14 protein-coding genes are annotated in these 13,200 nt (G+C 72.2%); 9 read left to right on the top strand and 5 right to left on the bottom strand.

Features of this window, described 5'->3' with window-relative positions:
* Positions 1 to 27: 27 nt before the first annotated feature.
* Positions 28 to 786 carry a hypothetical protein gene (locus KLP28_11770; GenBank protein ID QWC84258.1) on the bottom strand — a complete coding sequence of 253 codons (759 nt, stop codon included), beginning with the start codon at positions 784 to 786 and terminating at the stop codon, positions 28 to 30.
* Positions 787 to 914: 128 nt separating this feature from the next.
* Between KLP28_11770 and KLP28_11765 the strand changes: the two genes are divergently transcribed.
* From KLP28_11765 to KLP28_11755, 3 genes are all read left to right on the top strand, one after another.
* Entirely contained in the window at positions 915 to 2,060 is a 1,146-nt protein-coding gene (locus KLP28_11765) for an AI-2E family transporter (GenBank protein ID QWC84257.1), read from the top strand.
* A gap of 70 nt (positions 2,061 to 2,130) precedes the next feature.
* Entirely contained in the window at positions 2,131 to 2,502 is a 372-nt protein-coding gene (gene trxA / locus KLP28_11760; GenBank protein ID QWC84256.1) for a thioredoxin, read from the top strand.
* 48 nt (positions 2,503 to 2,550) lie between these two features.
* Entirely contained in the window at positions 2,551 to 3,165 is a 615-nt protein-coding gene (locus tag KLP28_11755) for a class I SAM-dependent methyltransferase (GenBank protein ID QWC84255.1), read from the top strand.
* Positions 3,166 to 3,168: 3 nt separating this feature from the next.
* Here the strand turns inward: KLP28_11755 and KLP28_11750 are convergent, their stop codons facing one another.
* Complete coding sequence (locus tag KLP28_11750) at positions 3,169 to 3,453, bottom strand: hypothetical protein (GenBank protein ID QWC84254.1); 285 nt, start codon at positions 3,451 to 3,453, stop codon at positions 3,169 to 3,171.
* Positions 3,450 to 4,487, bottom strand: coding sequence for a mycothiol conjugate amidase Mca (mca, locus tag KLP28_11745; protein ID QWC84253.1), 1,038 nt, complete (start codon positions 4,485 to 4,487; stop codon positions 3,450 to 3,452). Before mca ends, KLP28_11750 begins: the two co-directional genes overlap by 4 nt.
* A gap of 70 nt (positions 4,488 to 4,557) precedes the next feature.
* On the opposite strand from mca, the gene KLP28_11740 reads away from it, so the two are divergent.
* Both KLP28_11740 and greA read left to right on the top strand, forming a co-directional pair.
* Positions 4,558 to 4,977 carry a DUF4307 domain-containing protein gene (locus tag KLP28_11740; protein ID QWC84252.1) on the top strand — a complete coding sequence of 140 codons (420 nt, stop codon included), beginning with the start codon at positions 4,558 to 4,560 and terminating at the stop codon, positions 4,975 to 4,977.
* Positions 4,978 to 5,211: 234 nt separating this feature from the next.
* Positions 5,212 to 5,709 carry a transcription elongation factor GreA gene (greA, locus tag KLP28_11735; GenBank protein ID QWC84251.1) on the top strand — a complete coding sequence of 166 codons (498 nt, stop codon included), beginning with the start codon at positions 5,212 to 5,214 and terminating at the stop codon, positions 5,707 to 5,709.
* Between the two features lie 36 nt (positions 5,710 to 5,745).
* Here greA and KLP28_11730 read toward each other — a convergent pair whose 3' ends face one another.
* Both KLP28_11730 and KLP28_11725 read right to left on the bottom strand, forming a co-directional pair.
* Positions 5,746 to 6,978 (bottom strand): threonine ammonia-lyase, encoded by a 1,233-nt coding sequence (locus KLP28_11730; GenBank protein QWC86954.1) that lies wholly within the window; start codon positions 6,976 to 6,978, stop codon positions 5,746 to 5,748.
* Between the two features lie 28 nt (positions 6,979 to 7,006).
* Positions 7,007 to 8,389, bottom strand: coding sequence for an AI-2E family transporter (locus KLP28_11725; protein QWC84250.1), 1,383 nt, complete (start codon positions 8,387 to 8,389; stop codon positions 7,007 to 7,009).
* 79 nt (positions 8,390 to 8,468) lie between these two features.
* Here KLP28_11725 and msrA point away from each other — a divergent pair, with 79 nt between their 5' ends.
* The 4 genes from msrA (at position 8,469) to KLP28_11705 (ending at position 13,077) form a co-directional block, all read left to right on the top strand.
* Positions 8,469 to 9,116, top strand: a complete 648-nt coding sequence (gene msrA, locus KLP28_11720) for a peptide-methionine (S)-S-oxide reductase MsrA (protein ID QWC84249.1) — start codon at positions 8,469 to 8,471, stop codon at positions 9,114 to 9,116.
* A gap of 72 nt (positions 9,117 to 9,188) precedes the next feature.
* Complete coding sequence (locus tag KLP28_11715; GenBank protein ID QWC84248.1) at positions 9,189 to 9,590, top strand: hypothetical protein; 402 nt, start codon at positions 9,189 to 9,191, stop codon at positions 9,588 to 9,590.
* A gap of 216 nt (positions 9,591 to 9,806) precedes the next feature.
* On the top strand, positions 9,807 to 11,549 hold the full coding sequence (locus KLP28_11710) for a hypothetical protein (GenBank protein QWC84247.1): 1,743 nt from the start codon (positions 9,807 to 9,809) through the stop codon (positions 11,547 to 11,549).
* Between the two features lie 67 nt (positions 11,550 to 11,616).
* The gene (locus KLP28_11705; GenBank protein QWC84246.1) at positions 11,617 to 13,077 is read left to right on the top strand and encodes a wax ester/triacylglycerol synthase family O-acyltransferase; all 1,461 of its coding nucleotides are present in this window, start codon (positions 11,617 to 11,619) and stop codon (positions 13,075 to 13,077) included.
* Positions 13,078 to 13,200: the final 123 nt, after the last annotated feature.

Raw genomic sequence — 13,200 nt, 5'->3', positions numbered from 1 at the left:
GACGAGGTCGGTCGTCCGGGCGGCTGCTCAGCTGGCCTGCGCCTGCGGGCAGCGTCGGCGGTCGTGCCCAGGCTCGCGGCACACGCCGCAGCGTCGCACCTTCGCCGGCGCGCCGACGGTCGCGAGCACCGGAGCCGGCTCCCTCTCCTGGCGCTGGGCGGGTACGACGGACAGACGCGGTGCGGGCGTCGGCGCCTCGTCGGCGACGGGCTCGGGCGCGCCGGCCTCGGTGCGGCGCAGCATGCCGAGCACGCGTTCCCAGGTCTCGTCGTCCTCGCGCTGCTCGTCGACCGGACCCGCCGCCGGCTCGGCGACATCGTGGAGCTCGCCGTGCTCGATGGGCTCGAGGGGCTCGATCACGAGAGCCTCGACAGGTGCGGGCTCGGTCTCGGGCTCCGGCCGGATTTCGACCGGCTCGACGACGGCCGTCCTGGTGTCGGCCCGGTCGACGGCCACGGTCTCGGGAGCTTCGAGCGAAGCCGCCCGCAGGTGGGCGAAGACCCCGTCGAGGTGCCGGTCCACCAGCTGGTCGGGTGTCGTGCCCTCGGCCGGAACGACGTCGACGGCGGAGACCATGACGTCGTCACGCTCCAGGGACGCCTGCTCGGCGACGGGTGCCAGGACGCGGGACGGGACGGCCGCCCGTCGCTGCGCCGCGACACGGCGTACGGCCTGCCGACGGTGGGCACGACGCTGCGCGGCGGCTGCCCAGGCATCGACCCCGACGGCAGCCGGGTGGAGCGGCTGCGACCATCGCAGCAGCCCCACGGCCACCAGTACGGTCACGACTCCCAGCACGATCCACACGACAACGGCCCCCTCGCCCCTGGTTTCGACCGCGACCCACGCTCGCGATCAGCCTCGAATCGACCATAGGTCGGCTCACGGGCCTGCGGGCGGGAATGATGGTATTCATGCCGAACCGACCCGAGGACCAGGCCGAGCACGCCACCCGCGAGGAGCGCATCGGCCGCGGCCTCGCCACCTCCGCCCGTTGGACCGCCCACCTCCTGGTGCTGGCCGTCGGCTTCGTGGCGCTCGGACTGCTGGTCTCGGTGACCTGGAGCATCCTGCTGCCGGTGCTGCTGGCGATCCTGCTGTGCACGGTGCTGCACCCGCTCACCGCGTGGCTGCACGCCCGGGGCCTCCCCCACGCCGCGGCCGCCGGCATCGGCATCCTGACCGCACTGCTCGTGGTCGCCGGTTTCGTCGGCGTCATCGCGCCCACCGTCGCGCCCCAGGTGGCCGACCTCGCCGAGTCCTCCTCACGCGGACTCGACGATGTACGCAGCTACCTGCGTGACGGCCCGCTCAGCATCTCCGACGACCAGCTCTCCAGTGTGGTCACCCAGGCCCAGGACCGCCTCAGCGCCAGTGCCGACCAGATCGCGAACGGGCTGCTGGTGACCGCCGGCGCCGTCGTCGGGTTCCTCATCAACCTGGTGCTCACCCTGGTGCTCGCCTTCCTCTTCCTGAAGGACGGCCACCGGTTCCTCCCCTGGGTCGACCGCCTCGCGGGACGCACCGGCGGGGCCCACCTCACCGAGCTGCTGCGGCGGATCTGGGTGACGATCAGCGGCTTCATCCGCGCCCAGGCCCTCGTCGGGCTGCTCGACGCGATCCTGATCGGGGTGGGACTGCTGATCGTCGGGGTCCCCCTCGCGCTCCCCCTCGCCGTGCTCACCTTCGTCGCCGCCTTCGCCCCGATCATCGGCGCGGTCACCGTGGGAGCGCTCGCCGTGCTCGTCGCCCTGGTCAGCAACGGGGTGGTCGCCGCGATCATCGTGTTCGTCATCGTGCTGGTCGTGCAGCAGCTCGAGGGCAACGTCTTCCTGCCCTGGCTCCAGGGCCGCAGCCTCGGTCTGCACGCCGGGGTCGTGCTGCTGGCGATCGTGCTCGGCTCGACGCTGTTCGGGGTGATCGGCGCGTTCCTCAGCGTGCCCGTGGCGGCGACCGCGGCCGTGGTGCTGGGCTACCTCAGCGAGCTCGCCGACGGCCGCCGACCCGAGAGCGAACCCGCCGCCGCGACCGCAGCGGATGAGGAGACGGCCGAGGAATAGCGAGCGGCGCGTACGCCTTGTGCGGGTGTACGCGGCCGGAAGGCCGACCCGAGACCTCCGAGGAGCCCCCGTGGCCACCACCGACCTCACCTACACCGACTTCGAGCAGACCGTCACCGACAACGACATCGTGATGGTGGACTTCTGGGCGGAGTGGTGCGGCCCGTGCAAGCAGTTCGCGCCCACCTACGACAAGGCCTCCGAGCAGCACGGCGACGTCGTCTTCGGCAAGGTCGACACCGAGTCCGAGCAGCAGCTCGCGGCCGCGGCCAACATCTCCTCGATCCCGACCCTGATGGCGTTCCGCGAGGGCATCCTCGTCTTCAGCCAGGCCGGCGCCCTGCCGCCCGCGGCGCTGGAGCAGGTCATCACCGGCGTGAAGAACCTCGACATGGACGAGGTGCGGTCCCAGATCGAGTCCCAGCAGGCCGAGCAGGGCTGAGCAGGCCTGAGCAGGCCTGAGCACGCCCGTTCGGGGCATGAGGACGGCGTGGACGCCTCCGACTGGGACGAGCGGTACGCCGGCAGCGAGCTGGTCTGGTCAGCCGGGCCGAACCAGTTCGTCGCCGAGCACCTCGTCGACCTGCCCTGCGGCTCGGCCGTCGACCTCGCTGCCGGCGAGGCCCGCAACGCGGTGTGGCTGGCCGAGAAGGGCTGGTCGGTCCAGGCCGTGGACTTCTCGGGCAAGGGCCTGGACAAGGCCCGGTCGATCGCCGAGCAGCGCGGCGTGGCCGACCGCGTCGAACTCGTCGAGGCCGACGCCCGCACCTGGCGACCGGACGAGCCGGTCGACCTGGTGGTCGTCGCCTACCTGCAGCTCGCAGCCGGCCCGCGCGGCGAGGCGCTGCGCAATGCCCTGACGATGCTGCGCCCCGGGGGGACGCTGTTCGTCGTCGCGCACGACTCGAGCAACCTCGCCGACGGTCACGGCGGCCCGCAGGACCCCGCGGTGCTCTACACCGCCGAGGACGTGCTCGGCGACCTCGCCGACGCCGAGGCGCGTACGAAGGTCGAGACGGCCGGACGGGTCGGGCGCGAGGTGCGCACCGACGACGGTCACGCCACGGCGTACGACTGCCTGGTGCTGCTCACGCGCGCAGCCTGAGACTCAGTCCCGGCCCTCGCCGCCTGTGTCGCCGGGGTCGCCGGCTCGGTCGTGCGGCGTACGCCTCGCGCCGGGGAGGTCGTCGTAGGCCCCCTCCGCGTTCTTGCGGTTCACCCGCTTGAGCTGACGGTTCATCAGCACCACGAGCACCACGACGGCGGCGACGAGCAGGAGCAGCACGAGGAGGCCGAGGGTGCCCGCGTTGACGTCCGCGGGTTCCGGCACGGGGTCGAGGTTCTCCAGGCGTACGCCCGACACGGCGACGACCGTGCTCACGAGATCGGTCATGACGCCTTCTCCTCCTGCTCGCCGTGCTCGGCCGCGTGCTTCTCACGCGCCGCCAGAGCCTCACGCTCGGCGGGGTCCGCGGGGGGCGAGGGCCGTCGACCCACGGTGCCCGCCGGCGACCGGTCCACGCGCCCCGGGCTGACGTCGCCGTGCGCGGCGAGGAACTCCCGGACGCCCGCGAAGAGGTCGTCCTCCGGCAGGTCGGTGGCGACCTTCGACTCCACGAGCTCGTAGTCCTCCGTCGGCCAGGTGCGCGCCCGCAGGTCGGTCGGGCAGCTGAACCAGTGGCCGTCGGGGTCGATCTGCGTCGCGTGCGCGAGCAGGGCCTGCTCGGCCCGGTCGAAGTACTCCCCGCACGGCACCCGTGTGGTGATGCGGTCGTCGTGCGAGGGGTCGGGCTTCCACTGCTCGAGGCGCTCGGCCCACGGCGACTCGATGCCCGCCGAGGTCATGGCCTCGTGCAGCGCGAGCATGCGCTGCCTCGAGAACGAGTGGTGGTAGTAGAGCTTCGCCGGCTGCCACGGCTCACCCGCGTCGGGGAACGCGTCGGGGTCACCCGCTGCGTCCCAGGCGGCCATCGTCACCTGGTGGCAGCGGATGTGGTCGGGGTGCGGGTAGCCGCCGTTCTCGTCGTAGGTGGTGACCACGTGCGGCCGGAACGAGCGGATCAGCTGCACCAGGCGCTCGGTGGACTCCTCCAGCGGCACCGCCGCGAAGCACCCCTCGGGCAGCGGCGGCTTCGGGTCGCCCTCGGGCCAACCGGAGTCCACGAAGCCGAGCCAGTCCTGGCGTACGCCCAGGAGGTCGCGCGCCCGCTCCATCTCGGCGCGCCGGATGTTCGTCATGTCCGCGAGCACCTCGGGGCGGTCCATCGCGGGGTTGAGGATCGACCCGCGCTCGCCGCCGGTGCAGGTCGCGACGTGCACGTCGACGCCTTCGTCGACGTACTTGATCGTGCTGGCCGCACCCTTGCTCGACTCGTCGTCGGGGTGGGCGTGCACGTGCATCAGGCGGAGCAGGGACATGCTCTCCATCGTAGGCGCGTGACGAGGCACACCCGGCTCGGCCCGGGCCCGGTCACGGTGCGTTTGGGACACTGAGGACGTGACCACCATGGACCCCGGCCTGCGTGCCGAGCGCTACGGCGCCCCCCAGCCGGGGCGGCGACGGCTGCTCCTGGTGCTCGTCGGCCTCGGTGCGGCCGTGGGGCTGGGGTGGCTGGCGTGGGTCGCGGTCTTCCACGCGGTGCCGGAGGTGCGTTCGGAGCTCCGCTCGTACGAGATCCTCTCCCCCGACGAGGCGACCGCCAGCGTGCTGGTGGACCGCGCCGACGACGGCGTCGAGGCCACCTGCATCGTCCAGGCGTACGGCGAGGACCACTCGGCCGTCGGGCAGCGGGTCTTCACCCTGGGTCCCGGTGAGCCGGAGGACGCGACCTTCGACGTGGCGATCCGCACCGAGCGCCCCGCCGTGCAGGTCGTCGCCACCGGTTGCACCGCCCCGGGCCAGCCGCGCGCCCGCTGAGGGGTAGAAGACAGGTCGGTCGGATACGTGGCCGCCTACCGGGGCGGATTGCTACGGTGTCCCACCCGCCGTGAGTCCCGGGCCGTCGCGGACAGCCCACCGATCGGCACCGGTCGATGCGCGGCGACGTGCCGCTCCTACGCAGGAGCCGGCACCGACGACGGCGTGCGTGACAGGACGCACCACCCCGGCGGACGTACGCGTCAGCCGGCCCAGCGACGAAGGAGAACCGTCATGACCCAGCAGCAGGAGTCGACCATCTGGTTGACCCAGGACAGCCACGACAAGCTCGTCGCGGAGCTGGAGGACCTCAAGGGTCCGCGGCGCACCGAGATCGTCGAGCGCATCGCCGCCGCCCGCGACGAGGGCGACCTGAAGGAGAACGGCGGCTACCACGCCGCCCGCGAGGAGCAGGGCAAGCTCGAGGCCCGCATCGTGCAGGTCGAGGACATGCTGCGTCGCGCCCAGGTCGGCGAGACCCCCGACGACGACGGCACCGTGCGTGCCGGCATGAAGGTCACGATCCGCTTCGCCGGTGACGACGACACCGAGACCTTCCTCTTCGGCGCCCACGAGATGGCCGGGGAGTCCGACATCGACGTCTACAGCCCGCAGTCTGCGATGGGCGTCGCGATCGACGGGGCGACGAAGGGCGACACGGTCACCTACACCGCGCCCAACGGCAAGGAGCTCGCCGTCGAGATCGTCGACGCGACGCCGTACACCTCCTGATCAGCTGCTGAGCAGCACCCCGCGACCGGGCCGCCGTCACTGCGACGGCGGCCCGTCGTACGCCACGGTGTAGCCGCGCGAGCGCAACGCACCCAGCACCCGCTCGGCGTGGTCGAGCCCCCGGGTCTCGGCCTGGAGCCTGACCTCGACCTCGTCGATGCCGAGGCTGGAGCTGACGCGCTCGTGGTCGAGGTCGATGACGTTGACGGCCAACCGGGCGACCTCCTCGAGAAATCCCACGAGACCGCCGGGCACGTCGGCGATACGGGCGCGGAGGTAGACGTAGCGCCCGGCCGAGGCGAGGCCGTGGCGCAGCACCCGGGTCAGCAGCAGCGGGTCGATGTTGCCTCCCGAGAGCACCACCACCGCGGGGAACTCGACGTCGAGCTCGCCGTCGAGCAGCGCGGCGACGCCGACGGCGCCCGCGGGCTCGACCATCACCTTGCCGCGCTCGAGCAGCATCAGCAGCGCCGCCGACAGCGACTCCTCGCTCACGGTGACGATGCTGTCGACGCGACGGCTGATCGTGGCGAACGGGATGCGTCCCGGGCTGGCGATCGCGATGCCGTCGGCCATCGTGCTCATCTGCGCCAGGGGGACGGGGCGGCCTTCCTCCAGCGACAGCGGGTACGCCGCCGCACCCTTCGCCTGCACCCCGATCACCCGCGCCTGCGGCGCCCGGGCCTGGACAGCGGTGGCGATGCCGGCGAGCAGCCCTCCCCCACCGGTCGGCACGACCACGGTGCGTACGTCGGGGCACTGCTCGAGGATCTCCAGGCCGCAGGTGCCCTGACCGGAGACGATGTCGGCGTGGTCGTAGGGGTGGATCAGGGTCGCGCCGGACGCCTCCGCGTACGCCTCGGCCTCCTCGAGCGCCTCGGTGACCGTCGCGCCGGCGAACCGCACCTCGGCCCCGTAGCCGCGCGTCGCCTGCTCCTTGGGGATCGGCGCCCCCTCCGGCATGAAGATCACGGCCTTCACGCCCATCATGCGCGCGGCCAGGGCGACGCCCTGGGCGTGGTTGCCGGCGCTCGCGGCGACGACACCGGCGGCGCGGACCTCCGGATCCATGCGTGCGAGCCGGGTGTACGCCCCGCGAATCTTGAACGACCCGGTGCGCTGCAGGTTCTCGCACTTGAGCAGCACCCGCCCACCGACCTGGCGTGAGAGCCAGCCCGCCTCCTGCATCGGTGTCACCTCGGCGACGCCGTCGAGGAGGCGGCGCGCGTCGAGCACGTCGGCGATGTCGACCGCGGGCTCAGCGGCGATGCCGACTGCCGGCTCGGTGAGCTCCACGTCAGTCCGCCGCGTCCGCCAGGGGCCCCGAGGCGGGCAAGGGTTCGTCGGGCTCGCGGTGATGACCGAAGTCGACGATCACGGCGTTGAGCGCGGCCACCAGCGGCACCGCGAGCAGGGCCCCGATGATGCCGGCCAGCAGCACGCCGACGCCGATCGCGAGGATCACGCCGAGGGGGTGCACCGCGACGAACCGGCCCATCAGGAACGGCTGCAGCACGTGCGACTCGACCTGCTGCACGACCACGACGCCGGCGAGCATCAGCAGCGCGACCACCGGCCCCTGGGCGACCAGGGCGACGAGCACGGCCACGACCCCGGTGACGAAGGCGCCGATGACCGGCACGAACGCCCCGAGGAAGACCAGCACGCCGAGGGCCAGCACGAGCGGCACGTCGAGCAGGGCCGCGACGGCCATGATGCCGAGGGCGTCGACAGCGGCCACGATGACGGTGGCGCGGACGAACTGGGTCACCGAGTGCCATGCCACCCGCCCGGCACGGTCGACCCGTACGCGGCTGCCGCCGGGGAACAGGCGCACCAGCCAGGACCAGATGCGGCCGCCGTCGGCGAGGAAGAAGTAGGTGGCGAGCAGCAGGATGGCGGCGCTGGCGAGCAGGTGCCCGACGAGCAGGGTGAGGTCGGTGGCCCGGTCGAGCACGTCGGCGTCGGTCAGGGTGCGCTGCACCTCGGCGAGCGCGTCGCTGATCTGGGAGTCGGTGAGTCCCAGCGGGCCCGTGCGCAGCCAGACGTCGACCTCCCCGATGCCTGCGGCCACCTGGGCGGAGAGGTCGGAGAAGCCGTCGGCGATCTGCCTGCCGACGAAGGTCAGCATCAACGAGACGAGGCCCAGCCCGCCGACGACGGTCAGGAGCGCGGCGAGGGCCTTGGGCAGCTTCAGGCGGCGCATCAGCACCACGGCGGGGCTGAGCAGCGCTGCCAGCAGCAGGGCGATGAGGACGGGCACGGTGACGACGCGGAGCACCCAGATGCCCCAGAGTGTCAGCCCCGCGGCGACCGCGATCAGCAGCAGACGCCAGGCCCAGGCCGCGGCGGTGTCGAGCGCGATGGGCACCTCGGCGCGCCCCGTACGCGTCTGCCCGTCGACGATGGGCAGCGGCGAGTTCAGCTCGGCGCGACGCTCGCGTGCGGACTGCCATTGGGTCGCGACACGCTCGGCGAGCCTCTCGGCGAGCCGCTCGTCGGCGGCCTCGTCGGCTGCCTCGCGAGCGGCGGCACGTTCGGCCTCCAGCTCGGCCTCGCGCTCGGCGCGACGCTCCGCCCGGCGGGCCGCCACGACCGAGGGCCGGTCCGGCGGTCGCATGGCTCGGCGTACGCGCGCACGGAAGGAGTCCTCTGCCTGCTCGGACTCCTGGGTGGTCACCGTTCGAGCCTAACCCCCGGAGGCGCTCGCGGACGCGATCCAGGTTGGGCCGCGTTGGACGGCGAGGGAGGATGAGCCCATGTTCGGACTCGGCAAGAAGCTCACCCTCCCCACCAGCGACGACGCGCTGCCCGGCCGCCCGGAGCGCCCCTGGCGGCTGCCCCCCACCCACGCGGTGCTCGACGCGCCCCTGGTCACCGACGAGTTCCCCGAGGGTCTCGACGTCGCGGTGTTCGGCCTCGGCTGCTTCTGGGGCGCGGAGGAGATCTACTGGAAGACCCCCGGCGTCTGGTCGACCTCGGTCGGCTACGCCGGCGGCATCACCCCGCACCCGACGTACGAGGAGGTCTGCTCGGGCCGCACCGGGCACACCGAGGCCGTGCGCGTGGTCTTCGACCCGGCGATCGTGTCGTACGCGGACCTGGTGAAGACGTTCTTCGAGGTGCACGACCCCACCCAGGGGATGCGCCAGGGCAACGACATCGGCACGCAGTACCGCTCGGCGATCTACACCTTCTCCGACGCCCAGCTCGAGACGGCGAAGGAGCTCGCGGACACCTACGGCGCCGAGCTGCGCCGCCGCGACCTCGGCGACGTCACGACCGAGATCGCTCCGGCGGGCACGTACTTCTACGCCGAGGAGCCGCACCAGCAGTACCTGCACAAGGTGCCGTGGGGCTACCGCTGCCACGCGAGCACCGGGGTGCCGTTCCCGAAGACCGCCTGAGGCGTACGCCGGCATCAGCGCGGTGGATTGCAGTCACCCGGTGACCGCAATCCACCGAACTGTCCTTTGCGCATGACCCCGCCGGGTGAACCGCCAAGAATGGACCCTGCTGTCGCACCGGTCGAGGCGATCCTCGACGCGGTCGCCACGCCGGACATCGGCTCGACGGACGCGGGAGGCGGCGAGCCGCGCGGCGATGCGCTCGCGGTGTGCCCCTGCTTTGCATCCGACTATGCGCCGAGATGGCTCATCCGTGCAGCCGGCGAGAGCGGGATCGCGTGGCGGCGGCTGGCGGAGGTCGAAGCCTGGGAGCTCGATGAACGGACGAGAGTGCCAATCATCCATGGCGAACCCGACGATGTGCTGCGCTGGCTGCAAGGCGATGACATGCCGGAGTTGGCCACGGGAGACCTCCCGCCCGGCGATCTCGAGGTCTTCTATGAGATGCAGCGTCGCATCCACGCCGCTACCTGATCTACGCGTCTTCGCCGGTTCTCCAGCAGTACCTGCACAAGGTGCCGTGGGGCTACCGCTGCCACGCGAGCACCGGGGTGCCGTTCCCGAAGACCGCCTGAGGCGTACGCCGGCATCAGCGCGGTGGATTGCAGTCACCTGATGACCGCAATCCACCGCGTTGTCGATTCGGGGCTTGGTCGGCGTTCCCTCGCGGGGACTCCGTAGGGTCGAGACGTGCTCACGCGATGGGGTCGCACCCTCGACAGCGATGCCGCGCACCCCGAGCACCCGCGCCCCCAACTCGTCCGTCCCGACTGGCGCAGCCTGCACGGCGTCTGGGAGTGCGCGATCGCCCCGACCGGCGAGCGCCCCCACGTGTGGCAGCCGATCGTCGTGCCGTTCTCGCCGGAGTCGGAGCTCTCGGGCGTACGCCGCCAGCTGCAGCCCCACGAGACCCTGCACTACCGCCGCGAGTTCGACCTGCCGGCGGACTTCCCGGGCTCGCACCGCGTGGTGCTGCACCTGGATGCCGTCGACCAGCGTTGCCACGTACGCGTCAACGGGACACCCGTCGGCCGGGGCGAGTGCGGCTACCTGCCGGTCGACTGCGACATCACGCACGCCGTACGCCGCCACGGCAACACCCTCGAGGTGACCGTCACCGACCCCTCGGAGACCGGACAGGGCATGCGCGGCAAGCAGCGGCTCGAGCGCGGCGGCATCTGGTACACCGCGACCTCCGGCATCTGGCAGCCCGTCTGGATCGAGGCCGTGCCCGACCCCGCCATCCAGCACGTCGAGGCCACGACCGTGCGGGTGGACGACGGCTGGGGTCTCGACGTGCGCGTCGACCCCGACGGGAGCGCCCGGTCGACGACGCCGGTCCGTGTCGAGGTCCTCGCCGACAACACCGTCGTGGCCGAGGGGTCGGCGGTGCTGTCGGGACGCGTACGCATCCCGCTCCCCGACCCCCGCTGGTGGTCGCCGACCGACCCGTTCCTCTACGACCTGCGGGTCACCCTCGGCGAGGACCAGGTGACCTCGTACGCCGCCCTGCGCACCGTCGGCATCGACCGTGACGCGGCGGGCACACCCCGGCTGACGCTCAACGGCGAGCCGTTCCTCCACACCGGCGTGCTCGACCAGGGCTACTGGCCCGACGGTCTGCTGACCCCACCGAGCGACGCCGCGATGGTGGCCGACATCGAGACGGTGAAGCGACTGGGCTTCACCACGATCCGCAAGCACGTCACGGTGGAACCGCGCCGCTGGTACCACCACTGCGACCGCCTCGGGGTGCTCGTGTGGCAGGACCTCCCCAACGGCGGCGGCCCGTACGTCGGTCGAGCGATCGACGGACGCAACCGGGTGCCCGAGCGGCCGCGCCGGCTCCACGGTCGCGCCGACGCGCCCGGCCGCGCACGGTTCGAGGAGCACGCGGAGGAGATCGTCCGTCAGCTGCGATGTGTCCCCTCGATCGTGCTGTGGACGGTGTTCAACGAGGGCTGGGGCCAGTTCGACACCGTGCAGGTCGGTGCGCTCGTCTCCCGGGCCGATCCGACCCGACCCGTCGTGCACGCGAGCGGTTGGCACGACCGGGGCGGCGGCGACGTGGCGACCCACCACGAGTACCTGAGCGAGTGGCGGATGCCGGAGCGCGCCGAGGGCGACGACCGGGTCCACGCCCTCGGCGAGTACGGCGGCGTCGGCCTGCCGGTGCCCGGCCACACCTGGGGGGACGCACCCTGGGGGTACGCCGACGCCATCTCCTCGACGGACCTCACCGACCGACTCGTACGCATGCTCCGCGAGCAGGTGGCACCGAGCGTCCCGGCCGGTCTCTCGGCGGTGATCTGGACCCAGCTGACCGACGTCGAGGACGAGCACAACGGCCTGCTGACCTGGGACCGCGAGGTCCTCAAGGTCGACGAGGCCGCCGTACGCGACGCCCTGACCGCCGTCCACCGCGAGCTGTGACGCCGGTCCGGCCCCCGCATCGAGCCAATCGGTGGACAAGGACTGTCACAGGTCCAAGAATGCGGCAGTGGCCCGCTCCTTCCTGAAGATCAACGACTCCGCCTGGATCTTCGCCGACAGCCTGCGGACACCCATGCAGGTCGGCATGCTGGCGACCTTCGAGGTGCCGAAGGACCGGCCGCAGTTCGTCGCGGACCTGGTCGAGCGGTGGCGTGGGGTGCACGAGTTCAGCGCCCCCTTCAACTGGCAGCTGAAGATGCTGCCCGTGCCGGGGTGGACGACGCTCGAGGACGACGAGATCGATCTCGACTACCACCTGCGGCACTCCGCGCTCCCCCACCCGGGGTCGCAGCGCGAGCTCGGCGTGCTCGTCTCACGGCTCCACTCGATCAAGCTCGACCGCCGCTACCCCCTGTGGGAGGTGCACGTCATCGAGGGGCTGGAGGAGAACAAGTTCGCGCTCTACTCCAAGGCCCACCACTCCCAGGTCGACGGCGTCGGCGGCATCCGGCTGCTGAAGCGGATGCTCTCGGCGGACCCGGAGCGGCGCGAGATGCTGCCGCCCTGGGCCGTGGGCATGCACGGTCCCGACCAGTCCAGCCTCCCGGCCAAGCCCTCGCGCAGGGAGGCGGCGGTCGCGGTGGCGACGACGAACTCCGGACCCGCCTCCGCAGTCAAGCGTGTGGTCGGCGGGCTGCGCGACGGCCTGGGCGACACCGGCGAGGTGCTGGGTTCCCTGGCCAAGACCTACACCGAGTCCGCCACGGGCATCTCCGACCCCGGCCGTGCGGTGCCGTTCCAGGCGCCCCGCACGATCTTCAACGGCCGCATCCACACCCCGCGCCGCTTCGCGACGCAGCAGTACTCCATCGACCGGATGCAGGCCGTCGGGGAGCGTACGGACGGCAGCATCAACGACGTGTTCCTCGCCGTGGTGGGCGGGGCGCTGCGCCGCTACCTGATCGAGCAGGGAGAGCTGCCCGACGAGCCGTTGGTCGCGAACGTGCCGGTCTCGGTCCGCCCCGAAGGTGCGGCGAAGGCGGGCAACTCCATCACCTTCCTGTACGCCACCCTCGGCACCGACATCGAGGACCCGATCGAGCGCATCCGGGCGATCCGCGACTCCACCCGCATGGGCAAGCGGCGCCTGCCTTCGGTGGGAGGCGCGGCCATGGACGCGTACACGGCCGTGCTCATGGCGCCGTTCCTCGGCCAGGCCATCCTCGGGTTCGGCGGCCGGGGCACCCCCGCGGCGAACGTCGTCGTCTCGAACGTGCCCGGCATGGAGGAGGCGCGCTACTTCGACGGCGCGCGGCTGCAGGAGATCTATCCGGTCTCGCTGCTCTTCAACGGCCAGGCGCTCAACATCACCGCGGTCTCCTACGACGGCCTGTTCAACATCGGGTTCACGGGCTGCCGCGACTCCATCCCGAGCCTGCAGCGCATCGCGGTGTACGCCGGGGAGGAGCTCGCCGCGCTGGAGTCGGCGCTGGACGCACGCAAGAAGCGTCGGGGCCGCGCGAGCTGAACCGGTTCGTCACGCTGCACCGGTCTGTCACAAGATCGTCGCGGGCGGCGTGCGCGGCGCGGGCCTGGGTAGGTCGCAGCGATCCCGCGGGCACGGGTCCGCGGCCGCTCGAGGGAGTCCGTC

Source organism: Nocardioidaceae bacterium (assembly GCA_018672315.1).
GTDB lineage: Bacteria > Actinomycetota > Actinomycetes > Propionibacteriales > Nocardioidaceae > TYQ2.
Note: the sequence above shows the minus strand (reverse complement) of the source record. Positions and strands in the feature narration are given on the sequence as shown.